This window comes from Bacillus sp. NEAU-CP5, from assembly GCF_026420705.1.
Taxonomy (GTDB): domain Bacteria; phylum Bacillota; class Bacilli; order Bacillales; family Bacillaceae; genus Bacillus; species Bacillus velezensis.
Genome location: NZ_JAPMOV010000004.1, coordinates 344556 through 367252 on the forward strand (window position 1 = coordinate 344556; position 22697 = coordinate 367252).

A 22697-nucleotide genomic window follows, 5' to 3' on the forward strand; every position below is an offset into this window, starting at 1 on the left:
GGAGCCTTTCAGATGGAAATCATACCGTCCGACGTCATCAAGACACTTCCGAAACAGGAATTTTCGCTCGTTTTTCAAAAGGTAAAAGAGATGGAGAAAACGGGAGCTCAGATCATTAACCTCGGGCAGGGGAATCCCGATCTCCCCACACCGCCGCATATCGTTGAAACATTGCGGGAGGCTGCGCTGAATCCTTCGTATCACGGATACGGCCCGTTCAGAGGCTATCCGTTTCTGAAAGAAGCCATCGCGGAATTTTATGAGAGAGAGTACGGGGTATCGGTCAATCCGGAGACAGAAGTCGCGCTGTTCGGCGGAGGGAAAGCTGGTTTGTACGTTTTGACGCAATGCCTGCTGAATCCCGGCGATATCGCCTTAGTCCCGAACCCCGGCTACCCTGAGTATTTATCGGGAATTACAATGGCCAGAGCGGAGCTGCATGAGATGCCGCTTCATCCGGAAAACGGCTATTTGCCGGATTTTGAGCGGATTGATCCCGCCGTCCTGAAAAAAGCCAAGCTGATGTTTTTGAATTACCCGAATAACCCGACTGGCGCGACTGCGGATCAGGCGTTTTATGAAAAAGCGGCAGCGTTTGCAAAAAAACATGACATCCACCTTATTCACGATTTTGCATACGGCGCGTTCGAATTTGATCAGAACCCGGCCAGCTTTCTTCAGGCGAAAGAAGCGAAAACGGTCGGCGCGGAGCTTTATTCATTTTCGAAAACCTTCAATATGGCAGGCTGGAGAATGGCATTTGCCGTGGGGAATGAGAAAATCATTCAGGCGGTCAATGAGTTTCAGGATCACGTCTTCGTCGGCATGTTCGGCGGTCTTCAGCAGGCGGCAGCGGCGGCGCTGTCAGGAAGTCCTGAGCATACGGAGCGTCTGAAGCGCACATATAAAGAACGGATTGACTTTTTCACGGCGTTATGTGAAAAGGAATTAGGCTGGAGCATTGAAAAACCGAAAGGGACTTTTTATGTATGGGCTGAAATTCCGAATGAATTCGAGTCTTCACACCAGTTTTCGGACTATCTGCTGGAGCATGCCCATGTTGTCGTGACGCCCGGCGAGATTTTCGGCAGCGGCGGAAAGCGTTATGTCAGAATATCAATGGTGGCAAAACAGGGTGATTTAAGGGAATTCGTGCTGCGGATTCAAAAGCTCGGTTTGTCCTTTCCTTCATTACAAGAAACATCCCGCTGAGAGCGGGATGTTTTTATTATATGCTTTTCATGCTGCCGCCGTCGGCTGACACTTGCTGTCCGGTAATATAGGAGGCTTCTTCAGAGGCAAGAAAGGCAGCCAGCGCCGCGGTTTCTTCCGGAGTTCCGACACGCTTCATCGGGACGCCTGATGCAATCCGTTCTTCCGCTTCCGCTTTAGAAATGCCGTTTTGCTTCATGACATTCTTCACGAATTGGTGATAACGGTCTGTGGCGATAAACCCGGGATTCAGACAGTTGACAGTAATGTGAAAAGGCGCAAGCTGAATGGCGATGTTTTTGCTGGCATTAATTAAAGCGGCGTTCATCATGCTGTTGGTAAACATATTGGCGCCGGGTTCTTTCCATAGGTTTCCGACGATATTAATGATTCTGCCGAATTCGTGCTGTTTCATGATTGCTGCGGCCGTTTTCATAGAGTCGATATAAGCGATTGTTTTATTCGTAAAGGTATTTGTCATATCCTCTATATCGCAGTTTTCAAAGGTATCCGGCGAGCCGCCCGGAATGTTGTTGATCAATACATCAAGCCGTCCGCATTGTGATCTGATCTCTTCAAAAATGCCGGCTCTTGTCTTCTGATCCGACATATCCCCGGCCAGAACGGTGACGCCCGCATCCGGATGTTTGGCGAGGATCTCTTCTTTTACCGATTCGATATTTTCGGGAACTCGAGAATTAATGACGGTATGAAAGCCATTGTCCGCCAGTTTCAGAGCGATCGCTTTGCCGATCCCCTGACTGGCTCCCATAATAAACGCGGTTCGTTTTGACAACTGTCTGCACCCCTTTACCAAAATGGAATCTCCTTTACATCGTAAAAAAAAATGATAAAAATAGCAAATTTTATTTAAATTCTGACAAAGGAAAAACCCGCCGGACAGGCGGGTGGTTGTTACACGTGCAAAAACTTCGGAAGCGTGTCAAGAGACAAGCGGTTTCCGACAAAAAATGAACCGAATTCGCCGTAGCGCGCGCTGACTTCATCAAAGCGCATTTCGTAAACAAGTTTTTTGAACTGAAGCACATCATCGCTGAAGAGCGTGACGCCCCATTCGTAATCGTCAAAACCGACAGATCCCGTGATAATCTGTTTGACTTTGCCGGCATAGCTCCGTCCGATCAAGCCGTGGCTTCTCATCAGGTTTCTGCGTTCATCCATAGAAAGCATGTACCAGTTGTCATTGCCGCTTCTTCTTTTATCCATCGGATAGAAGCAGACGTATTTCGCTTCGGGCAGCTCAGGATACAGGCGGGCACGGACATGCGGATTTTCATACGGATCGCCTTCTCCGCTTGCGAGGTAGTTGCTCAGCTCAACCACGGACACGTAAGAATAAGCCGGGATTGTAAATTCAGCAAGCTTTGATTTGTTAAATTCAAGCTCGATTTCGTTCAGCTCTTCCATTGTCGGGCGAAGAATCATCAGCATAAAATCAGCTTTCTGTCCGACGATGCTGTAGATGGTTTGCGAGCCTTTGCCTTCTTTTTGGGCGACACCCCATTTTTCAAGCAGTCCCGTAAATTCGTGAATAATCGACAGGCGCTCATCGCTGGATAACATCTTCCATGACGTCCAGTCCATTGTGCGGAAATCGTGAAGCGCGTACCAGCCGTCAAGCGTTTGGGCGGCTTCGTTCGTTTTTTGCTGCTCACTCATGTATCTTCACTCCTATATCTTTTCATTACATTGATGCCTTCACTATATCACAGTTTAACCGTTTCGGCTGTGGAGAAACCTTGAATAATCCGAAGCCTTGTGTCAGAAACTATGCCGTGAACAAACGGTCAATTAAATTAGTTAGAAAAATAAGATTTCTTTTTGAAAGCGCTATAATAGAAGTTGGTTATTTGAATTTAGCTGGAAGAAGAGTATGCTGTAAAAGTAAGCGTTTTTTGTCAACATAGAGGAGGGTATATCGTGGCAGATTTATTTACAAAAGTACAAGAAAAAGTCGCAGGAAAAGATGTGAAAATCGTATTTCCTGAAGGGTTGGACGAACGTATCCTGGTTGCGGTCAACAACTTGGCGGGCAACAAGGTATTAAAGCCGATCGTAGTCGGCAATAAAGAAGACATTCAAGCAAAAGCGAAAGAATTAAATCTTACGCTTGACGGCGTGGACATTTTTGACCCGCATACATATGAAGGCATGGAAGAACTCGTTCAGGCTTTCGTAGAACGCCGCAAAGGCAAAGCGACGGAAGAACAGGCCCGCAAAGCTTTGCTGGACGAAAACTATTTCGGCACGATGCTTGTGTACAAAGGTCTCGCAGACGGACTTGTCAGCGGAGCTGCACATTCTACAGCCGATACGGTGCGCCCTGCACTGCAAATCATCAAAACAAAAGAAGGCGTGAAAAAAACATCAGGCGTCTTCATCATGGCCCGCGGTGACGAGCAGTATGTGTTCGCTGATTGCGCGATCAACATTGCTCCTGACAGCCAGGACCTTGCCGAAATCGCCATTGAAAGCGCCAATACGGCTCAAATGTTTGACATTGACCCGCGCGTTGCCATGCTCAGCTTCTCTACAAAAGGATCGGCGAAATCAGACGAGACGGACAAAGTGGCTGAAGCCGTGAAAATTGCGAAGGAAAAAGCGCCTGAGCTTACGCTTGACGGCGAATTCCAATTCGACGCTGCATTTGTGCCGTCTGTCGCGGAGAAAAAAGCGCCGGACTCCGACATTAAAGGAGACGCGAATGTATTTGTATTCCCAAGCCTTGAAGCAGGAAACATCGGCTACAAAATCGCTCAGCGCTTAGGCGGCTTTGAAGCGGTCGGACCGATTCTGCAAGGATTGAATATGCCTGTAAACGATCTTTCCAGAGGATGTAATGCGGAAGACGTCTACAATCTTGCGTTAATTACGGCTGCTCAAGCGCTGTAATCCGCAAAAGCCGGCCTTTACGAGGGCCGGCATTTTTTTATAGAAAGAACGTCACTGCGGCCCAGCCGAACAGGGACAAACAGAGAGAACCGATCAAGCCTGCTGCGAGCGCCCGCCAGCCGTTATGGCGAAACGCCGATATATGGACTTTCAAACCGAGACCCGCCATCGCCATGCCGATTAAAACATAAGACACTTGAACAAGAAACGAAGCTGAAATAACGCCTGATGTATGGATGGCGCTCATTCCGAGAAATCCGAAGATAAACCAAGGGATGGGGAGCGAAGCGGCAGAAGCCGTCTTTGACTTTCCGCTGCGGCGCGCCCGCATTCCGAGCATGAATGCGGCCGGGACGAGCAGCGCGACCCGGGTCAGTTTGACGATCACCGCCATCTCGACGGCTGCTTTTCCTCCGGCGCTGCCGGCCGCCGCCGCATGCGCCACCTCGTGAAGCGTTGCCCCGCAAAAGGCTCCGTAAGCCGCAGGAGAAAAGCCCAATCCATGATAAGCAAGAGAATATACAACAGTAAAAACGGTTCCTAATAACGAAACGGCGGCCGCGCTGATGGCGGCTGCATTTTCATTTGATCTGATCTGCGGCGCGATCGCGGCAATGGCAGCCGCCCCGCAGATCGCTGTGCCGCAGGCTGTCAGCGTGCTGAGTGTCTGATCTATACGGAACAGCCGGGACAGTCCGTATACAACGGCACCCGCAAACATCATACAGCAGACGGCAATTGCAAATACGTGCCAGCCCGCATGATAGATATCCGCCAGATTCAGTCTCATACCAAGCAGGATGATGCCTGCTTTCAGCAAGTATTTGCTTGAGAACGCGATCCCCGGCTCTAATGCCGCCCGCTGTCCGAATACGGCGCGCCAGAGCATGCCGATCAGCATTGCAAGGACAAGCATTCCGAACATATGCAAAAACGGCAGGCGGCTGACATAGAAAGCCGCAAACGCAATTCCTGCGGTAACTGAAACACCTTTTACCATCTTCATCTCAGTCACTTCCCATTATCTTGATAACTCCACTTTACTGCGGTCTTAATCATTAGTAAAATATATTTATATGATCTAAACGATTAGGAAAAATAATGATTAGGGGCGATGCTTTTTGTATTATGGGGAACTGAAAACATTCATTGCCGTCGTGGAAGAAAAAAACTTTACAAAGGCGGCGCAGAAGCTGATGATTTCTCAGCCGAGCGTCAGCCTTCACATTAAAAACCTGGAGAAAGAATTTCAAACCGCCTTGCTGAACCGCTCTCCGAAGCACTTTACGACTACGCCGACGGGGGACATTCTCTATCAGCGCGCCAAGCAGATGGTCTTTTTGTACGAACAGGCGAAATCCGAAATTTACGCCCATCATCATTATGTCAAAGGGAAGCTCAAAATCGCCGCGAGCTTTACCATCGGCGAATATATTCTGCCGCCGCTTCTCGCAAAGCTTCATAACGAGTATCCCGAGCTGAACCTGGACGTCATGATCGGAAACACGGAGGAGGTCAGCGAAGCGGTTCGGATGCTTCAAGCCGATATCGGATTAATTGAAGGGCATACGGGGAAAAACGAGCTGGACATTCAGCCGTTTATGGAGGATGAATTGTGCATTGCCGCACCGAACGGACACCCGCTCGCCGGCAGAAAAAACATCCCGGCTGCCGAATTGCAAAATCAAGCGTGGGTGACGAGGGAGAAGGGTTCGGGAACGAGGGAATATTTAGACCATGTCCTTCAATCAAACGGACTGCGGCCGAAATCCATGATGACGATCAGCAGCAACCAGGGCGTCAAAGAAGCCGTGATCAGCGGAATGGGTCTTTCCGTTCTGTCAAAAAGCGTGCTGCAAAAGGATCTGCTTCACGGCAGCATTTCCGTGCTTGAGGTAAAAGGGTTCTCCTTAAAACGGAAACTGTCTATCATCCAATCTTCCATTATGGAGAACACAAAAAACAAAGAAATCTTCATCGCTCTATTGAAAAGCCAATTTCAATCATCACAAGCGGAGTGATATAATAAATGCATGGAAAGCCTATGACGAAAGGGATTTAATATAGATGGGAAAGCAACCGATTGATTTACTGATGCAGCCGAGCTGGAGAATCATTGACCAATCCAGCCTCGGCCCTTATTTTGATGCGAAGCAGTCATTCGCAATGGATGATACGCTGTGCGCCTCCGTAGGCAAAGGGGAATCGCCTGCGACGGCACGCTCTTGGGTGCACCACCGGACGATCGTGCTCGGCATTCAGGACACGCGCCTGCCGTTTTTAGAGGACGGCGTGAAATTGCTGGAGGACGAAGGCTACCGTGTTATTGTCCGCAATTCCGGAGGCCTCGCCGTCGTACTGGACGAAGGCGTATTGAATATCTCCCTTATTTTTGAAGACGAAAAAAAAGGCATCGACATCGACAGAGGCTACGAGGCGATGACAGAGCTGGTGCGGCGGATGCTGCGTCCACACCATGCCGAAATTGAAGCATATGAAATTAAAGGATCGTACTGTCCGGGCAGCTATGATCTCAGCATCGGCGGACGAAAATTCGCGGGAATCTCACAAAGACGCCTGCGGGGCGGAACCGCGGTTCAGATTTACCTTTGCGCCGATAAAAGCGGAAGCGAACGCGCCGATCTGATCAGACGTTTCTATCAAGCCGCTTTAAAAGACAAAAGCAACGATACAAAAGGCGTATATCCCGATATCCGGCCCGAAACGATGGCTTCATTAAGCGAATTGCTGCAAACGGACATTACCGTGCAAGACTTAATGCTGGCGCTTTTGACTGAACTGAAGGAACTCAGCGGACGCCTGTATGCAGCCGGATTATCGCCGGAAGAGGAAATGGTATTTGAAAAAAATCTGACCCGAATGCTGGAACGGAATGAGAAGGTGTTCGGCACGCAGGAAAGCTTGGACTAAGTCCGGGCTTTTTTGTTTTTGGTAATTATATACTATTTAGTTATAGTGAAAAAGAATCGTTATATCAAAACTAGTTTACATTATATACCTTATTTGATTAATATATTTATGTAGGTTCCAAATAATTCTATAAACTGAAGGAGATGGAGATATGAACTTTAAAAAAATAAAAGAAGAAAAAAGAATCACGATCCCGACACATTTGTTAGCCGGAGATGCGGAACAATCAGGCAATTCTTTCGCTTGGAGCGGCTGGGTGCTTGTAGTGCCGAGCCAAGAAGACAATCAAAACCCGAATTTGAATTTCTCTGATTTAGCCGCTCAAAAGTAGGATAATCACTGTTTGGAGCCTACACATCTGAGACGAGGCGGTGAGAGTTTGACACAAGAGTATATAAGAGAAATTAAGCGGGGAGCACTGTCATGGATTGTTAAAAATATCCATTATTTTGATATGAATCATAAAGTAGCGAATGATTTCAGATGGCGCCTTAAAACATTTATAGAACTCATTTTTCTTACCAATTACCTGATCAGAAATCAGGCAGATGATAAGGAAGTTGCTGTTATAACGGAGTTTATTACAGAAAGGCTCCGTAATGATCAGCTTGAAGAATTTATTCATTTTGATCCGGACGGTCTCGCCGGATTGGCTATTGCGGGTGAATTTCTTACCTTGACTGATCATCCGTCACGGGCTTCGGTGATATGGGAGCTGGAAAAATTCACGGCAGCGCGTTTTGATTGCAGCCTTGCTAAAGTTCCCTTTCGGAAAATGGATCTGAAGTACAGTCTGCAAAGAGCAGGTGTAACCTCGGAAATAACGGATTTTTCTGACTTATATCACTACACAGCAGCTGGTCAGGATATCCCAAATACATATATGACGGATCATGATGCGTACAGCATCACTCATACGATTTTTTATATAACAGACATGGGATGTTCTTCGCTTACGGATAAAGAGTATCATCTGCCGTCCTTAAAAGAAAAGGTCCTGAAATTTCTCGGGATCTATATCTGTCTTGAGAATTTAGATATTACCAGTGAATTATTGATGTGCAGCTCTTTTTTACATATCAACATGGATAAGGACAACCATAAACCGCTCTATGAAGCAGCCTGGAATAAAATCTATCAGGGCCGAATGAAAGAGGGGAATGTCCCGAGCATCACCTATCAACATAAACCCGGTTTGACAGGTGAACAGCGAAGAGAAGATGTGTTCAAACATTGCTATCATACAACACTTGTCGCCGCTGGTGCCGCGCATGCCTGTCTTAGAGCAGAAAGGAACGATTAACTTGAATAGATTAGCTGAAGAGACAGATCAATTTTTATTATCTTTTGCTGAACAATCGCTTCCGGATCAAAAGAGCATTCAGCTGTTTGCCGGCTTCTGCAAGTACTACAGGAAGACGAGCCATTCTTCCGCTGTAAAAGAACATACTGAAAGGATTGCCTCCGCTTTCGTTGATAAGTCATGCTGGGAAGATCTGTTTCACTGTAACACGGCCATTGTCAATGAGTTGATTCATATCTATTTAACGGCAAAAGCTTATAAAAAGAAGCAGGGAATGGATTCGGATGATCAGGTCATACGTCACGGATTGCAAAACGGCTATCTTATAAAAAAAGAATGGCCTTATTTTAAATACGCCGAATTCGTCGGTTTGCTGAGCGAGCTGGGAATGTCAACTGACCATGAAAAAGTGCGCTTTTACAAGAATTCGATGTTTCAGCCTTTGCTCCATGACGCATGGAAAAGAACAGCTGAAAACGAGCTGGAGTTTGTCGAGTACTGTCTTCTTCATTTGAATGAGGGAGAGCATCTGCTTCATCCCGGCTTGAAGGCGTCCATTCAAAAATGGCTTGTGTTTTGTCTCGGCAGCCGAAAAATGAAACAGCTGTGCAATATGTTATTTATCCAATCGTGTATCGATCCATTTTTTTATGGCTGTCAAGCGGCTCTTCATCATATAAATAACGAGAATCCATCCATTCATTGTGCTCCGGCTCTTCTGCCGGCGATTGAGATTCTGAATCTGGAGTGTGGAACATGCAGATAGTCAAGGAACATTTTAATATAAAAAAAACAGAAGAATGGCTGCTGGGTTTTTGGAAGAACATTCAGCTGCAGCCGGAAGAAATGGAAGCAGATGATCTCATGCACCTGTTTTGCGGTTTAGCGGCATGTCATCACTTTGAAAAAAGAAAGGATACAGAAGAAGTCATTCTATTCTTAGATCGTTATTTTGGAGAAAAAACGCACGAATGCCATCCGGTCCTGTTCGCGTATGCGTATCATGTGTACCGCAGGATAGATGCCGCAAAAAGCATCTTTTTTCATAACGGACTTGAACAAATGGTCCGCGGTTTACAAGAGGAACTGAAATCAGAGCCGTCCTCTATGATCCTCATGGTGTTAGGAGCTTATTTTGGGGCGGTGACTCCGGAAGAACTGATCGTGTTCTTAGAAACCGGGATGAAACGTGAGGCCGATTTGCTCATGGCACCGGGCGGCATGCAGGAAGAACAGGCGGATGCCCTTTATGCCGTCACTTATTTGCAAATGAAAGAATTGCAGCCTTTTCTCACGGAATGGTACAAAACATCAGACTTTGCTTTTTCAGGTTTAATGTTAGCCGAGTGCAGAAAGTATCACATTGACGCCGTTGCAAAATACACAGCCATTATGAAATTTCTCCAATTCGATGAGGCGCTTTTTATACGGGAAGGGCGGGAATTTCTACGCTTTCAGCAGCGAAGCAGCGGGAGCTTCGGTTATTTGAATCCATTAGCGATGGACCAAGGGGCGGTCAGCGGCAAATTGCTGGACCGTCAATATTTCCTGCCGTCCGCTCATTATGCCGCCGCCTCTCTGTCTATGCTGTAATGTCTCTCTTTTGAAAGACGGAAAAAGAAATCAATAAACAAATAAGAAAGTAGATCGCTATAACCGTCATGGAATAGGGGATGTTTAACGTTGAAATCGCATCACCCGCACTTTTATTTACATAAGCAACGAGATTTAAATGCGGAAAGAGCGTAAATTTATACCACGTAAATTGGGCAAGCAAATCAGTTCCGCCCAATATACTGCCGGCAAACAGCAGTAAAATCGATAAGCAAAGGGAGAGCGCCTGGCTTTTGCACAATACTGACAAAGTGAACGCAATGGTGACAATGCTTATAATTGATATGAAACGCAAAAGCAGAATGATTCCGGATGCTTTGATTGAACTGATGGTATACAGACTGTCATTTAAATGAGTATAGACGAGCGGATATGAAGCATTGGAAAAACCGAATAACACGCCGCCGATCAGCAAACAGCTCACACAGTAAAATAAGTAAATCATACCGGTAAACAGAAGGGAGGCCAGAAATTTCGATGTTAAAATCCGCCATCTTCGGTTCGGGCTTGTAGCGATAAACTTAATCGTTCCAAGGGCAAACTCTTTAGAAACAATCCCGCTGACGGTTAAAATCGCGGTTAAGCTTACGAAAATCTCAAGCCCGTTTGAAGTAACCGTGCCGAAAAACCTCCAGCCGTTCCATTCATAGGGGTTGATGTTATGCTCCAAATAATAGTCTTTATTCTTAACATCAGCAGAATAATAAACGCCTGTCGTTTCAGCGGGTTTATCAATTTCTTCCTGTTTTTTTTCGGCGAGAAGCCGTTCTTTCCAATTGTTATCCGAGGAAGCATCTAACTCATGATTCATAATAAGGCCGGCCAGCAAAACGATGAGAAACAGGAAAAAAAGAGATAAAAGTGTGCCTTTTTTTCGGGTTATTTTTATGAATTCGTTCTGCGCCAGATGAAATATGCTCATACCGCGTCCTCCTGATCTGTAATCATCATGTATTTCTCTTCCAATGATAAAGTTCTTGCAGAAACGCGGGAAATCAGAATCTCTTTCTCTGCCAAAGATTTAATGACATACGGGATGGTATCTTCTTCCGCTTCCAATTCAATGATGCGGCTGTCTTTTTGCTGTACTTGAAGAATACCGTCCTGCTCTAATATTTCTTTCGCCCTTGCCGGATGATCTACCGTGACGGTAAACAGTTTTTTCTGACCAAGGTCATGTCTGTTCTTCATGTCTTCAATTCCTAAAATCCGTCCCTTTTTAATATAGGCAACCCTATCGCAAATCTCCTCCATTTCCGACAATAAATGGCTTGATAATAAAATGGAAACCCCTTGCTTCGCTAAATCGGAAAGAATGGTGCGCAATTCTTTCATTCCTTTAGGATCGAGGCCGTTCATCGGTTCATCCAGAATTAATAATCCGGGATTGTGAAGAAGAGAATAAGCGAGCCCCAAGCGCTGTTTCATACCTAATGAGAAATGTTTCACTTTTTTGCGGGCAGCCTGCTCTAGCCCGACTTTTGCAAGGGTATTCATAAGGTCATCCGTTCGCAGCGAGGTGCTGCGCAGTTTAGTAAAATATTTTAGGTTTTGCAAAGCGGTCATATTCGGATACATATCCGGGCCTTCAATGATAACCCCGATATGTCTCATAAAATATTCAAAGTCGCTGTCCGGTCTGCCTCTGAATGAAATGGCTCCTTCTGTTTTTTTAATAAGCTGTACGATCATTCTGAAAATAGTGGTTTTTCCTGAGCCGTTCGGCCCTAAAAGGCCGAAAATCTCGCCTTTTCTCACATCGAAAGAAATTGACTGTACAATAGGGGTATGATTGATTGTTTTAGAGACATCTTTTAATATCAGGGCTGGTTCAGTCATGATATTTGCACACCTTCCTTATGATTTAGGGTAAAAGCCGTCAAAACCGAAGAACATGCTTCCGATCAGGCCGGCAACGATTAAAATGAGAGCAATGCTATACCACATTTTTCGATTCAATGGTTTCCCTCCTTACAACGCTGACATTCCATTTGAAATAGCGCAAAAAGATGCGGAATATCAGTTTCGAAAGATCAAATCCGGCCATAAACACCGCCATACCCGCTCCAAGAACCATACATCCGTTAAAAATGGCTGTTGCAATCGGCACTTTTACGAGGAGAAAGAATGATCCGGTCATCAGCATCAGGCCGATCGCCATCAAACTTAACACCGCAACAGAGGCAAAAAGAAACGGTGTCAGCATAAACATGAAGTTGAACATGCCCATCCCCAGCATCAGGCCGAATGCTTTGAAAAAGGAGCGCCATGTTTTCTGCTCCTCGGCATCACTAATGAAAATATCCGCTTTTAAGGCGCGCGCAAGTGTTTTGGGGTTTCCTAAATTGTCGGCGATTTGTTCATCGCTTTTTCCTTCAGCGCCGCCCATTTGGAATATTTCGCCGATATCGGCGAGTATCTCTTTTTGCTCAAGTTCCGGCAGATCTTTTATTTCCCGCCGGAGATGTTTTAAATATTGGTCTTTACACATTCATTTTCCCTCCTTAATGATGCTGTTCACTTTTTCGGACAGGTCAAGCCATTCCGATTTTAATGTTTGATGATATAAGGCGCCTTCTTCTGTTACTTTGTAATATTTGCGTGATGGGCCTTGATCGGAAGCTGCTGTATACGTTTTTAGGTAGTTATTTTTTGTGAGTCTTCGTAATATGGGGTAGATGGTGCCCTCCGATACAGGGAACGTTTCACTTATGATCTTGATTAATTCATAACCATATAAATCTTCATAAAGAAGCAGGGACAACACACAAAGTTCCAACGCTCCTTTTCGTAATTGGCTACTCATTTACTATCATTCCCATCATATCTAATAATTGTATTCTCTATACAGTGTATTGCACAGTAGCTAATCGATCAATAATTCCCAAGAACCATTTGGGATGAGGAATTGAATCTTTATGCTTATGTGCGGGCGGGGACCGAGATGCGCAGCCCTTGCGGGAAGAAGGCCTCCTGAACAATGTTTACATTAATATAGATCAGGATGCGCGTCATTGACAAATGGCAAAAACCCCTTTTTCCATGACAAGGAAAGGGGTTTTTCCGTTATTCGGCCATTTTTTCTAAATTGCCGTTCCGGTCCATTTTGAAGGACGGAGAAGCATGTTCGTCGTCTTCAAATAAAACTAGTTTTCTGGCTCTGTTCATAATTTTCACCAAGGTTTCGTAGTCTTCCTGAATGGTTTTTTGATCTTTTTCAAGCTTTTCGACGGCCGCTTCCAGCTGCTCGGTTTTAGACTGAAGTTCTTGGTTTTCCCGTTTTAAACGGTCATTTTCCATTTGCAGGGCGGAAGTTTGCTTTCCGCTGCCTTCATAGCTCTTCAGAAATTGAATGACGTCTGCCATTGTGAGCTCCGCCTTTTGGCTCGGCTGCTGAGGCGCCAGCAAATGTGATAAACTAGCTAACTCTTCCTTGAAGCTTTCATCGACATAAGGCATATGTTCGCCGGACATGACGGCTTGCCGATCCTCTTTTGGCGCTTCCGTTTGAACCGTCTCTTCGGCTGCGGTTTCCTGCATGATGTCCGCATCCGGCGCAGGCGGCTGATATAATAGTTTCTTCTTGGCCGGCTGGCCGTTTCCGAGCGCGCGCATCCGCTGTTTCCGCTGTTTTTTGGCGAGCTGAAGCGCTTTTTCGTATTGATGGCGCACGACGGCATTCCACCTGAATCCGCACGCTGCCGACGTTCTGTTTAATTTATCGCCTACCTCTTCAAAGGCGTTCAGCTGCGTGCTTCCTTCCCGGACGTGCCGGAGCACGGTTTCCGCAAGCAGCAGGTCGTTTTCCTCCGACCAGGCGTCCTGTCTTTGTTTTGTCAATGTTCTCAACCCCCAATATCTTTGATGGTATTAGAATGTCCAGATTGGAAAATATTTATACAAATTGGCTGAAAGAATGAGAGATACGCAGAGCCTTGCAGGATAAGATGAATCCTTGTACAATGAGATGTGATGTGATTTTTTTCGTTTTTAAAATTAAGTTTTAACATAGAGGAACATTGAATGAAGGGAAGCGTACATCATGGCTAATGAATTCCGAGTGTGTGATGATTGCCAGGCCACCAATATTAAGACTTTGCTGCCGCGTTTGAAAGAAGCTGACCCGGATGCAAAAGTGGAGGTCGGATGTCAGTCATATTGCGGGCCCGGACGCAAAAAATCGTTTGCTTTCGTAAACAACCGCCCGCTGTCGGCGCCGACTGAGGACGAGCTGATTGAGAAAGTGAAAAAGAAGATCAAAAAGTAAATGTGTATTTTACGACAGCCTCGCCCGATGGGTCAGGCTTTTTTGCTTCAAAAAATCAATGTCGGAAAACTGGAACAAAACGCCGGACAAATTCAAGGATGTTTTCAAATTACAGAGCCGATATAATAGAATCACGGCTAAAAAAAAGAGGGAATGACGATGGCGTATCCAAACGGAAAATTATCAGAAGAAAAAGTGTTTAAAGATCCCGTTCACCGCTATGTTCATGTGCGGGACAAGCTGATCTGGGATTTGATCGGCACCCGTGAATTTCAGCGGCTGCGCCGGATCAAACAGCTCGGTACGACGTATTTGACGTTTCACGGCGCGGAACACAGCCGTTTTAACCATTCTCTCGGCGTCTATGAGATTGTCAGACGAATGGTTGATGATGTTTTTAAAGGGCGTCCTGAATGGGATGACAATGAACGCGAACTCTGTCTCAGCGCTGCGCTTTTGCACGATTTGGGACATGGGCCGTTTTCACATTCCTTTGAAAAGGTTTTTCATCTGGATCATGAAGACTTTACGAGGGAAATCATCCTCGGCGATACTGAGGTGAATCAGGTTCTCAGAAAGGCGGGGCCGGGATTCCCGCAGGATGTTGCCGAAGTCATTGCCAAAACATACAAAAACAAGCAGGTGGTCAGCCTGATTTCGAGTCAGATTGACGCCGACCGGATGGATTACCTTCAGCGGGACGCGTACTATACGGGCGTCAGCTACGGACATTTTGATATGGAACGGATTTTAAGGGTGATGCGTCCGCGTGAGGACCAGATCGTCATTAAGCAAAGCGGCATGCACGCCGTCGAAGACTATATTATGAGCCGCTATCAAATGTACTGGCAGGTGTATTTTCATCCCGTGACGAGAAGTGCTGAAGTCATTTTGACGAAAATTCTCCACCGTGCGAAGCAGCTCCATGAAGAAGGGTATATATTCACTCATGCTCCCGTTCATTTTTATTCCATTTTTGAAGGGAAGCTGACGCTTGCGGATTATCTGAAGCTTGATGAAGCCATCATTTTATATTATTTCCAGGCTTGGGAGGAAGAAGAGGACCCGATTCTGTCCGACTTGTGCCGCCGCTTCATTAACCGCCAGCTGTTTCAATATGCCGAATTTAACCCCAATGAGGAAATGTCGGCTTATTTTGAACTGACCGCTCTGTTTAAAGAGGCGGGAATTGATCCCAATTACTATTTAGTGGTCGATTCTTCATCGGATCTGCCGTATGATTTTTACCGGCCGGGTGAAGAGGAGGAGCGTCTGCCGATTCACCTGTTAACGCAGAACGGCCAGATCAAAGAGCTGTCCAGGCAGTCCGCCATTGTCGAATCCATTTCGGGCAAACGCCGGACGGACCATAAGCTCTACTATCCGATGGACCTCATTTGTGACGATTCAGAAAACCCTGAAGCAAAATTAAAAATCCGGCAGCTGCTGGGACTGACATAGAAGGATTTTGGTAAAGAAGGAAAAGGAGATGTCGGGAATTTGTTGAAAGAACATGCAAAACTGATGAAGGTGTTCTCGGATTCTGGAGAAATCATCGGGCGGAAAAAGCTGCAGAAAATCATTTATATCGCGAAGAAAATGCAGTATCCTTTCTACGAAAAATATGATTTTCATTTTTACGGCCCGTATTCCGAAGAACTGACGCTTCGAATTGAAGAGCTGTGCAATCTTGGGTTTCTGGATGAGGTGAAGGAAAAAAAGGGCGGCTACTTTCAATACCGGTACTCGCTGACGGAGACGGGAGCCGAGTTTTTACATCATGCGGAGCTTACGATGCCGGATATGAAGAAGTACATCGACAGCGTCAACAGCCGCTCATCGCGGTTTCTGGAGCTGGTGTCTACGATTTTGTATTTTGACGGCCTTGAAGCTGAGGAAAAGAAAGAGAAAGTGTTTACGATAAAAAGCAAACAGAAATATACAGATGAAGAATATGATGAGGCGCTTCACTACATAGAAGAGCTGAAACACATTTGTTAAAGGCGATGGCTTTCGTCTTTTTTGATGAAAAAACCAGGCCGCGATAAAGCGGGCCTGGTTTTGTTTATTGTCTCAATTTGCTGTGCTTGTACGAATATAAAAAGTAAACGATGACGCCGATGATCAGCCAGACGGCAAAATAAAGCCACGTTTTCAGCGGCAGATTGACCATTAAAAACAAACAGCAGATAATGGCCAAAATCGGCAGTACTGGTACAAAAGGCACTTTAAATCCCCGCGGCAGATCCTTATGGGTGCGGCGCAGAATCAGCACGGACAGACTGACCATGGCAAATGTCAATAGCGCGCCGATGTTTGAGAGATCTGACAGCTCTTTCAGATCAACAAAACCCGCGATGCAGGCGCTGATCAGTCCGATCAGCCACGTATTAAAGATCGGAGCTCCCGATTTCTTTCCGACAATGGTAAAGACTTTCGGCAGCATTCCGTCTCTTGCCATCGCAAAAGATATACGGGTCGCCGCATAGGTATGGGCGAGAACGACGGCCATCAGTCCGATCACCGCACCGGCAGCGATAACGCCCGCCACCGCGTTTTGTCCTACAGTCTGTAACACATATGACATGGCTTCCGGCACATTAAGCTGTGAATACGGAACCATACCCGTCATGACGAGACAGACGATGACGTATACAAATGTACAGATCACCAGTGAACCGATAATACCGATCGGCAGGTTGCGCTGCGGTTTTTTGACTTCTTCAGCCGAAGCGGAAATCGCGTCAAATCCGAGAAACGCAAAAAAGACGGCAGAAGCCCCTGTAATGACGCCTTTGATTCCAAAAGGCATAAAAGGATGCCAATTGCCCGGCTTTACAAAAAAGCTTCCTGTGATGATAAACAGCAAAACAATTCCGATTTTTACGAGAACCATTATATTATTAAAGGTTTTGCTCTCTTTGGAGCCGCGTGACAGAACGACGGCAATTAATAGAGTAATGATGATGGCAGGAAGGTTGACGATGCCCCCCTGGCTCGGCACGTGCAGCAGACTGTCCGGCAAAGGCATGCCGATTTCGGCTAACAGATTATTAAAATAACTTGACCAGCCGCTTGCCACCGCCGACGCCGTCACCATATAAACGGATAAGAGCGTCCAGCCCATTAAATGGCCGACAATTTCTCCCATGGTGGTATAAGAGTAAATATAGGCGCTTCCGTAAACCGGGAGAACAGAAGCGATTTCGGCGTAACATAATGCTGCAAGGCTGCAGACAACGGCTGCAATGATAAAAGAAAAGATTACGGAAGGCCCGGCATTTTTCGCGGCCGTAATGCCTGTAAGAACCATGACGCCCGTCCCGATGACGGCGCCGATGCCCAGTAAAGTTAAATCAAATCCACCCATCGTTTTGGCAGTCTGCCTGTTTCTGCTTTGTTCAAGCAGCTGGGTGATGTCTTTTTTTTGTAGGATATTCCGCAACACGCATCCCTCCATCCAAAAGCAAAAGCCAAGAGGGGCTCTTTGGCTTTTACCCGTGTCACATCTTCTGTGTAATCGACAATCCTGTGTTCTGTTTCCCCGTCTGTTCCGTTTCTTTTCCAGTCATATTGTCTGCCGCATCCGATCAGATTATCCTTTCCGTCAAACGCAGTCACCCTTAATGATTTTACCTGAATCATGTCTATAAAACCAGCATTGCATAAAAGGGATAGGTGAAAAAGTAGGAGATAATAGTCTGTATAGGGCAGGATAAAAGTTGCGGGCTTTCCGGCCGAAATTTTGACTTTCCCCGCGAGGTATCAGTAAAATGTAATAAAAAACAATCAAATGATGATGGATGCATCTTGAAATGGGGAGTTTCTGCATGGAGCACGATATATTGCAAGCAAATGTACTGGATTACGCGCTCACGAAATATTTAAAGAGCACTAAAAAGCTTGATGAGGCGACAATTCCGAAGAGTATAAACAATATCAGAGGATTTATTCTCAGGATTATTTACCGGCACGGCACGTGCACGATTAAAGATATATTGCAGGAAGTCACATTATCGCCTTCGGCCACGACAACCGCTCTGAATCATTTAGAAAAAGAGGGTTTCGTGGAAAGGTCGAGAAATAACGAAGACCGGCGCACGGTATGGATGACGCTTTCCGAATCGGGAAAAATGGCTGCCATGCAAATGATTGAAAACCGGCAGATGCTCATTGACGAGCTGTTTGAAGCATTGACAGAGGAAGAAAAGAACACCTTTTTCAGCCTCGTTGAAAAAGTAATGAAATAAGCCGGCCTGACATAGCAGCGCCGGCCGTTATCAAGGATTACTCCGTATCGCTGATCCGTTTGCCGGCGACGGCGTAATGATCCTTTCTCATTTCTTCAATCATGACAATGATCTTTTCTTCGGCTGCGCCTGTCGTTTCTTTTACGGCTTCTGTCACTTTTTCAACCAGATTCCGTTTTTGTTCATCTGTGCGGCCTTCAAGCATTTTAACGGTTACGAGCGGCATGGTGCTGATCCTCCTTTATCGTTTCCTCTCTTTGGAAGAGAGGTCACTTATAGTATACTGAATGAAGGACAATCTTGCATTTTTTAAAAAAGGGGATTTTTACATTTGGACAGATTTTTATATTATCCGCTGGAGCTTATGCCCTATGTCGTGATTACGCTTATCGTGGCATTTACGATGCATGAACTGGCGCACGCGTATGTCGCGTATCGGTTCGGAGACGATACCGCGGCGAGACAGGGCAGATTAACGCTCAATCCGATTAAACATCTTGATGTTTTCGGAACGATTCTAATTTTGGTCGCGGGTTTCGGCTGGGCCCGTCCGGTGCCGGTGAACCGCCGCGCCTTTAAAAGACCGCGGCTGGCGGGAGTGCTGGTTTCCGTCGCCGGGCCTGTAAGCAACCTGCTTCTTGCCTTTATCGGTTTCTTTTTGCTAGTGTTGATGCATGCTTACGGAATGGAGCTGCTTTCTGCATTCAGCATGGGCCTTGACCGCTTTTTCTCTATTTGGATTCAGCTGAATCTCGCGCTGTGTTTATTCAACCTGCTGCCGCTTCCTCCGCTTGACGGCTACCGGATTATTGAGGATCTCGTGCCGCCGCGGGTGCGCGCCAAAATGACTCAGTTTGAGAGCTACGGGATTATCGTGTTTCTCGTGCTGTTTGTGACACCGGTCGGCTCCTATGTCGTGTGGCCGCTGTTAAGCGAGGGGAGAGACTGGATTCTCAAGGTATTTGCCATTATATTTCAACCGCTTTTGTAGGAGGGTATTTTCATGGAAGAAAAAAAGAAGAAAACAATCGGATTTAATATTATTAAAAGTGATCCGACCGACGGACATGGCGGTTTTGGCGCCGGGGCGCTGAGCCTTGACAATATTTCTCCGGTATTTGTCGATGTGGAAGAGAAGGAAGCCTTCGTTGACATCGGCGCAATGCATGCCCGCAGTGTCGTTGAAAAAGGCATCAAATTCCTGCCGAACAAAGATGAAGTGCCGAACGGAAAACCGTACTGGCTCGTGTGGGTCACCATCGACAGAAAAGAAGAAGGCCCTTATTACGCGGGTGTGACGGCTTGTGAAATGACCGTGGACAGAAGTATCCGCAGAGGCTATAAGTCATTGCCGGAGCATGTGAATTTAATGGATAAATCAATGAAGCGCTGCATTATCGTGGACAAAATGGACGCCAGCTCAAAGCAGGTGCTTGCTGAATTTCTGCAGAAGCATGACCAAGGGCTATGGGAACGTTCATCCGATGAATTGAAAAAAGGTCTGCTTCCGGAAGAAAAATAATTTGTGAACTTTTTGTGAACTTTATAAATATTTGCACTATTTTGCAATTGTACTGAGTAAACTGTTGATACAGAATCAGGACATGGAAAGTCCCGAGCCGAACCAAGACTCGGGGTTTTTCATGTTTACGCGGAGGTTTCATCATGTTCACCGTCTTTGAAATCGGGCCTAGGGTCATTGAAGCAGATGCGGCGGAAACGAGAAAACAATACGAAAAATCATGGCCTGATCCTTGCAATTGCGGGCACTGCCGGAACTTTTCCGAGGCGGTGAATCTCCTTCCTGCCGAGAAAACAAGGCTGTTTACGCAGTTTGGGATTCGTCCGGCTGTCTGTCACGACTTGGGGGAGCATGGAAAGGAAAACGGCCTGCATCATTATGCGGGCAGCTATCCGATTGTCGGCAGGTTTAGGGAAGGCTGGCCGAAGTTTCATATCGAGAGGGCGGGAGATATCCGCTTTTCGTTTTCATTGCCGAGTACAACATTTTTTATACCGAAGGGTTTTCCTGACCCTATTATCCATCTCGACTTTTCACTCTTGCTCCCATGGGTGCTTGAGGAAGACGCGGATTAAAGCCCGGCGCGCAATGCACCGGGCTCAGTCTTTTTTGCCGAGCCACTTATCCCACCATTTTTTGCGCGGAGCTTCTTTGCGGGCGGGGGCGTGTTCCTTTTCTTTTTTAGACGGTTCCGCTCCGTAGCACACATCCGCGGGCTCAGTGCCTGCGATGAAATACGTATAATGCTTTGCGGCGCAGCCGGGTCCCGAAGTGTAGCCGGAAGCGGGATCGATATAGACGCCCGTGACGCCCTTCGGCGGTTTAAGCGCTATTTCCGGTTCTCCTTCGAGCGCCTTCTCCATAAAGTCCGCCCAAATCGTCTTCGCATAGCTTTTTTCTTCTACTGAATCAATCGTGCTGCTTTTGTCATAGCCTGTCCATACACCGGCGGCAAGAGCCGGGTTAAAGCCGATCATCCAGCTGTCTGCGCTGGTCGTGCCTGATTTACCGCCATAGGTTCGGGTCAACCGGTCAGAAATGGTGCGTCCCGTGACGGAAGTATAGCCGTTTAAATCCTGATCAAACATGCCTGTCATCATGCTCGCCGTCACAAAAGCGGCTTTTTTATCAAGCGTCTGCTGATGTCCGCGCGGCTGTTCATACAAGACGTTGCCGGCGGTATCCGTCACTTTTGTGATAAAGGAAGGGGTGATTTGTTTTCCCCCGTTTGCGAGCATCGCGTAGGCATTAACCATCTCAATCGGGCGCACGGGCTCAGTTCCGAGCGCCAGAGACGGAAGGGGCTTTAAATGTTCGCTGATGCCGAATTCCTTTGCCGCCGACACGAGCTTATTCATGCCGAGAAAGAGATGGGTCTTCACGGCATAAATGTTGTCTGACAACGCAAGCGCCTGAAGCAGCGTAATCGGTTTATTGGCGTAGTAGCCGTTGTAATTGCTTGGAGAATAAGTATCTCCGTTGTCGTCAATCTGGAACTCTGTGGCTTCGCTTTTCATCAGCGTGACCGGTGTAAAGCCGCTTTGAATCGCTTTGTAGTACAAAAGCGGCTTGATCGTGGAAGCCGGCTGCCGTTTCGCCTGTGTCGCCCGGTCAAACGGGCTTTTTTCGTAGTCACGTCCGCCGAGAAGCGCAAGCACGCGCCCTGTTGCCGGATCAATCGCGGAAAAGCCGACCTGAATGTCAGAGCCGGTACGGATCGTATGTGCCACAGTGTTTTCCGCAATCCGCTGCATGCGCTTATCAAGCGTCGTATAAACACGCAATCCGCTCGTTGCGAGCTGTTCGCGCGTCATGCCGAGCTTTTTCTCGAGTTCTTTCATCGCGTCATCGTAAAAATAAGGCGCCGTTTTCGCTGCGGTTCTGTTTTTCAGCGGCTGATAGGCAAGCGGCATTTTCTTAAGCCTTTCCGCCTTTTCGTTTGAGATCATTTTTTGTCCGGCCATCAGTCGGAGAATGGTTTCCTGGCGCTGTTTGGCCTTCTTTTCGCTGACATATGGCGAATAGCCGGACGGGCCTTTCGGTATGCCCGCCAGAAGCACGGCTTCCGCATCGTTCAGATCTTTGGCGTGTTTGCCGAAATACAGGCGGGAGGCGGCTTCAATTCCATATGCGCCGTGTCCGTAATATATCGTATTTACATAACCTTCTAAAATCTCGTTTTTAGAATAGTTCTGTTCAAGGCGGATCGTGTAAAATGCTTCGTTCCATTTTCGTTTCCATGTCTTATCATGCTCAAGGTAGAGATTTCTCGCGTATTGCTGGGTGATGGTGCTTGCGCCCTGAACCTTGGCCATTGCCTTTATGTCAGCCAGCGCGGCGGCGGCCATCCGCCGGTAATCAAAACCGTGGTGATTGTAAAAGTTTTGATCCTCCACCGCAATGGCGGCCTGCACCGCTATCGGATTGATATCTTTTAACCGGACCCAGTAGCGCTTTTCCCCGAAATCGGTCTCACCTAGCTTTGAGCCGTCATTTGCATAAAGAATCGTAGACTGAGGAACCCGGACGGAGGGGGCCCCCTGCCATTTCGCTGCAAGAAGAACGGATGTGAAGCAGACGCCGGCCAGCATTCCGCCGATCAGTGTCAGAAAGATGCAGGCGCGGATGATTTTGAATGTGATTCTGAGCTGTTTTCCAGATACTTTATCCACTTTTGGGAACCCC

Annotated in this window: 26 protein-coding genes; 15 read left to right on the forward strand and 11 right to left on the reverse strand. The window is 46.8% G+C overall.

Going from position 1 to position 22697, the window contains the following annotated elements:
* Positions 1-12 precede the first annotated feature (12 nt).
* Complete coding sequence (locus OTK50_RS14460; RefSeq protein ID WP_020957988.1) at positions 13-1212, forward strand: pyridoxal phosphate-dependent aminotransferase; 1200 nt, start codon at positions 13-15, stop codon at positions 1210-1212.
* A gap of 16 nt (positions 1213-1228) precedes the next feature.
* Here OTK50_RS14460 and OTK50_RS14465 read toward each other — a convergent pair whose 3' ends face one another.
* Positions 1229-2008 carry an SDR family oxidoreductase gene (locus OTK50_RS14465; protein WP_020957987.1) on the reverse strand — a complete coding sequence of 260 codons (780 nt, stop codon included), beginning with the start codon at positions 2006-2008 and terminating at the stop codon, positions 1229-1231.
* A gap of 119 nt (positions 2009-2127) precedes the next feature.
* On the reverse strand, positions 2128-2892 hold the full coding sequence (gene hemQ, locus OTK50_RS14470; RefSeq protein ID WP_003151011.1) for a hydrogen peroxide-dependent heme synthase: 765 nt from the start codon (positions 2890-2892) through the stop codon (positions 2128-2130).
* 261 nt (positions 2893-3153) lie between these two features.
* On the opposite strand from hemQ, the gene pta reads away from it, so the two are divergent.
* A complete protein-coding gene (pta, locus tag OTK50_RS14475) occupies positions 3154-4125 on the forward strand; it encodes a phosphate acetyltransferase (protein ID WP_003151012.1) in 972 nt (323 codons plus the stop codon).
* 37 nt (positions 4126-4162) lie between these two features.
* Here pta and OTK50_RS14480 read toward each other — a convergent pair whose 3' ends face one another.
* A complete protein-coding gene (locus OTK50_RS14480) occupies positions 4163-5131 on the reverse strand; it encodes a YeiH family protein (RefSeq protein WP_221663925.1) in 969 nt (322 codons plus the stop codon).
* Positions 5132-5246: 115 nt separating this feature from the next.
* Between OTK50_RS14480 and OTK50_RS14485 the strand changes: the two genes are divergently transcribed.
* The 6 genes from OTK50_RS14485 (at position 5247) to OTK50_RS14510 (ending at position 9952) form a co-directional block, all read left to right on the forward strand.
* The gene (locus tag OTK50_RS14485; RefSeq protein WP_020957985.1) at positions 5247-6146 is read left to right on the forward strand and encodes a LysR family transcriptional regulator; all 900 of its coding nucleotides are present in this window, start codon (positions 5247-5249) and stop codon (positions 6144-6146) included.
* Positions 6147-6192: 46 nt separating this feature from the next.
* Positions 6193-7056, forward strand: coding sequence for a lipoate--protein ligase family protein (locus OTK50_RS14490; protein WP_007407665.1), 864 nt, complete (start codon positions 6193-6195; stop codon positions 7054-7056).
* Positions 7057-7207: 151 nt separating this feature from the next.
* Positions 7208-7387, forward strand: a complete 180-nt coding sequence (locus tag OTK50_RS14495; RefSeq protein WP_003151018.1) for a hypothetical protein — start codon at positions 7208-7210, stop codon at positions 7385-7387.
* Between the two features lie 48 nt (positions 7388-7435).
* Complete coding sequence (locus OTK50_RS14500; RefSeq protein WP_007407663.1) at positions 7436-8359, forward strand: DUF6895 family protein; 924 nt, start codon at positions 7436-7438, stop codon at positions 8357-8359.
* Complete coding sequence (locus OTK50_RS14505; RefSeq protein ID WP_020957984.1) at positions 8328-9125, forward strand: hypothetical protein; 798 nt, start codon at positions 8328-8330, stop codon at positions 9123-9125. Before OTK50_RS14500 ends, OTK50_RS14505 begins: the two co-directional genes overlap by 32 nt.
* On the forward strand, positions 9116-9952 hold the full coding sequence (locus OTK50_RS14510; protein ID WP_020957983.1) for a hypothetical protein: 837 nt from the start codon (positions 9116-9118) through the stop codon (positions 9950-9952). The genes OTK50_RS14505 and OTK50_RS14510 overlap by 10 nt, the downstream gene beginning before the upstream one ends.
* Here the strand turns inward: OTK50_RS14510 and OTK50_RS14515 are convergent.
* The 5 genes from OTK50_RS14515 to OTK50_RS14535 form a co-directional block, all read right to left on the reverse strand.
* On the reverse strand, positions 9942-10895 hold the full coding sequence (locus tag OTK50_RS14515; protein WP_025285429.1) for an ABC transporter permease: 954 nt from the start codon (positions 10893-10895) through the stop codon (positions 9942-9944). The genes OTK50_RS14510 and OTK50_RS14515 overlap by 11 nt on opposite strands.
* On the reverse strand, positions 10892-11812 hold the full coding sequence (locus OTK50_RS14520) for an ATP-binding cassette domain-containing protein (RefSeq protein WP_020957981.1): 921 nt from the start codon (positions 11810-11812) through the stop codon (positions 10892-10894). Before OTK50_RS14520 ends, OTK50_RS14515 begins: the two co-directional genes overlap by 4 nt.
* A 97-nt stretch (positions 11813-11909) precedes the next feature.
* Positions 11910-12464 carry an HAAS signaling domain-containing protein gene (locus tag OTK50_RS14525; protein WP_020957980.1) on the reverse strand — a complete coding sequence of 185 codons (555 nt, stop codon included), beginning with the start codon at positions 12462-12464 and terminating at the stop codon, positions 11910-11912.
* Positions 12465-12779 carry a PadR family transcriptional regulator gene (locus OTK50_RS14530; RefSeq protein WP_020957979.1) on the reverse strand — a complete coding sequence of 105 codons (315 nt, stop codon included), beginning with the start codon at positions 12777-12779 and terminating at the stop codon, positions 12465-12467.
* A 260-nt stretch (positions 12780-13039) separates the two neighbouring features.
* Positions 13040-13813 (reverse strand): RsfA family transcriptional regulator, encoded by a 774-nt coding sequence (locus OTK50_RS14535; RefSeq protein WP_007407656.1) that lies wholly within the window; start codon positions 13811-13813, stop codon positions 13040-13042.
* Between the two features lie 202 nt (positions 13814-14015).
* Here OTK50_RS14535 and OTK50_RS14540 point away from each other — a divergent pair, with 202 nt between their 5' ends.
* The 3 genes from OTK50_RS14540 to OTK50_RS14550 all read left to right on the forward strand — a co-directional run bounded on the left by OTK50_RS14540 (position 14016) and on the right by OTK50_RS14550 (position 16241).
* Complete coding sequence (locus OTK50_RS14540) at positions 14016-14240, forward strand: DUF1450 domain-containing protein (RefSeq protein ID WP_003151034.1); 225 nt, start codon at positions 14016-14018, stop codon at positions 14238-14240.
* 159 nt (positions 14241-14399) lie between these two features.
* A complete protein-coding gene (locus OTK50_RS14545) occupies positions 14400-15701 on the forward strand; it encodes an HD domain-containing protein (RefSeq protein ID WP_032875878.1) in 1302 nt (433 codons plus the stop codon).
* A 39-nt stretch (positions 15702-15740) separates the two neighbouring features.
* The gene (locus OTK50_RS14550) at positions 15741-16241 is read left to right on the forward strand and encodes a YwgA family protein (protein WP_007407653.1); all 501 of its coding nucleotides are present in this window, start codon (positions 15741-15743) and stop codon (positions 16239-16241) included.
* A gap of 64 nt (positions 16242-16305) precedes the next feature.
* Here OTK50_RS14550 and OTK50_RS14555 read toward each other — a convergent pair whose 3' ends face one another.
* A complete protein-coding gene (locus tag OTK50_RS14555) occupies positions 16306-17685 on the reverse strand; it encodes an amino acid permease (protein WP_032864567.1) in 1380 nt (459 codons plus the stop codon).
* 385 nt (positions 17686-18070) lie between these two features.
* On the opposite strand from OTK50_RS14555, the gene OTK50_RS14560 reads away from it, so the two are divergent.
* On the forward strand, positions 18071-18490 hold the full coding sequence (locus tag OTK50_RS14560; protein WP_007407650.1) for a MarR family winged helix-turn-helix transcriptional regulator: 420 nt from the start codon (positions 18071-18073) through the stop codon (positions 18488-18490).
* A gap of 37 nt (positions 18491-18527) precedes the next feature.
* On the opposite strand, the gene OTK50_RS14565 is transcribed toward OTK50_RS14560, so the two are convergent.
* The gene (locus OTK50_RS14565) at positions 18528-18716 is read right to left on the reverse strand and encodes a 2-hydroxymuconate tautomerase (protein ID WP_003151042.1); all 189 of its coding nucleotides are present in this window, start codon (positions 18714-18716) and stop codon (positions 18528-18530) included.
* Between the two features lie 105 nt (positions 18717-18821).
* On the opposite strand from OTK50_RS14565, the gene OTK50_RS14570 reads away from it, so the two are divergent.
* The 3 genes from OTK50_RS14570 to OTK50_RS14580 all read left to right on the forward strand — a co-directional run bounded on the left by OTK50_RS14570 (position 18822) and on the right by OTK50_RS14580 (position 20587).
* Positions 18822-19481 carry a site-2 protease family protein gene (locus tag OTK50_RS14570; RefSeq protein WP_003151043.1) on the forward strand — a complete coding sequence of 220 codons (660 nt, stop codon included), beginning with the start codon at positions 18822-18824 and terminating at the stop codon, positions 19479-19481.
* Positions 19482-19493: 12 nt separating this feature from the next.
* Positions 19494-20012: a YwhD family protein gene (locus OTK50_RS14575; protein ID WP_082998252.1), complete on the forward strand. Its 519-nt coding sequence runs from the start codon at positions 19494-19496 to the stop codon at positions 20010-20012.
* Between the two features lie 143 nt (positions 20013-20155).
* Complete coding sequence (locus OTK50_RS14580; protein WP_224223890.1) at positions 20156-20587, forward strand: hypothetical protein; 432 nt, start codon at positions 20156-20158, stop codon at positions 20585-20587.
* A 24-nt stretch (positions 20588-20611) separates the two neighbouring features.
* Here OTK50_RS14580 and OTK50_RS14585 read toward each other — a convergent pair whose 3' ends face one another.
* Positions 20612-22684 (reverse strand): transglycosylase domain-containing protein, encoded by a 2073-nt coding sequence (locus OTK50_RS14585; RefSeq protein WP_101670745.1) that lies wholly within the window; start codon positions 22682-22684, stop codon positions 20612-20614.
* Positions 22685-22697 lie beyond the last annotated feature (13 nt).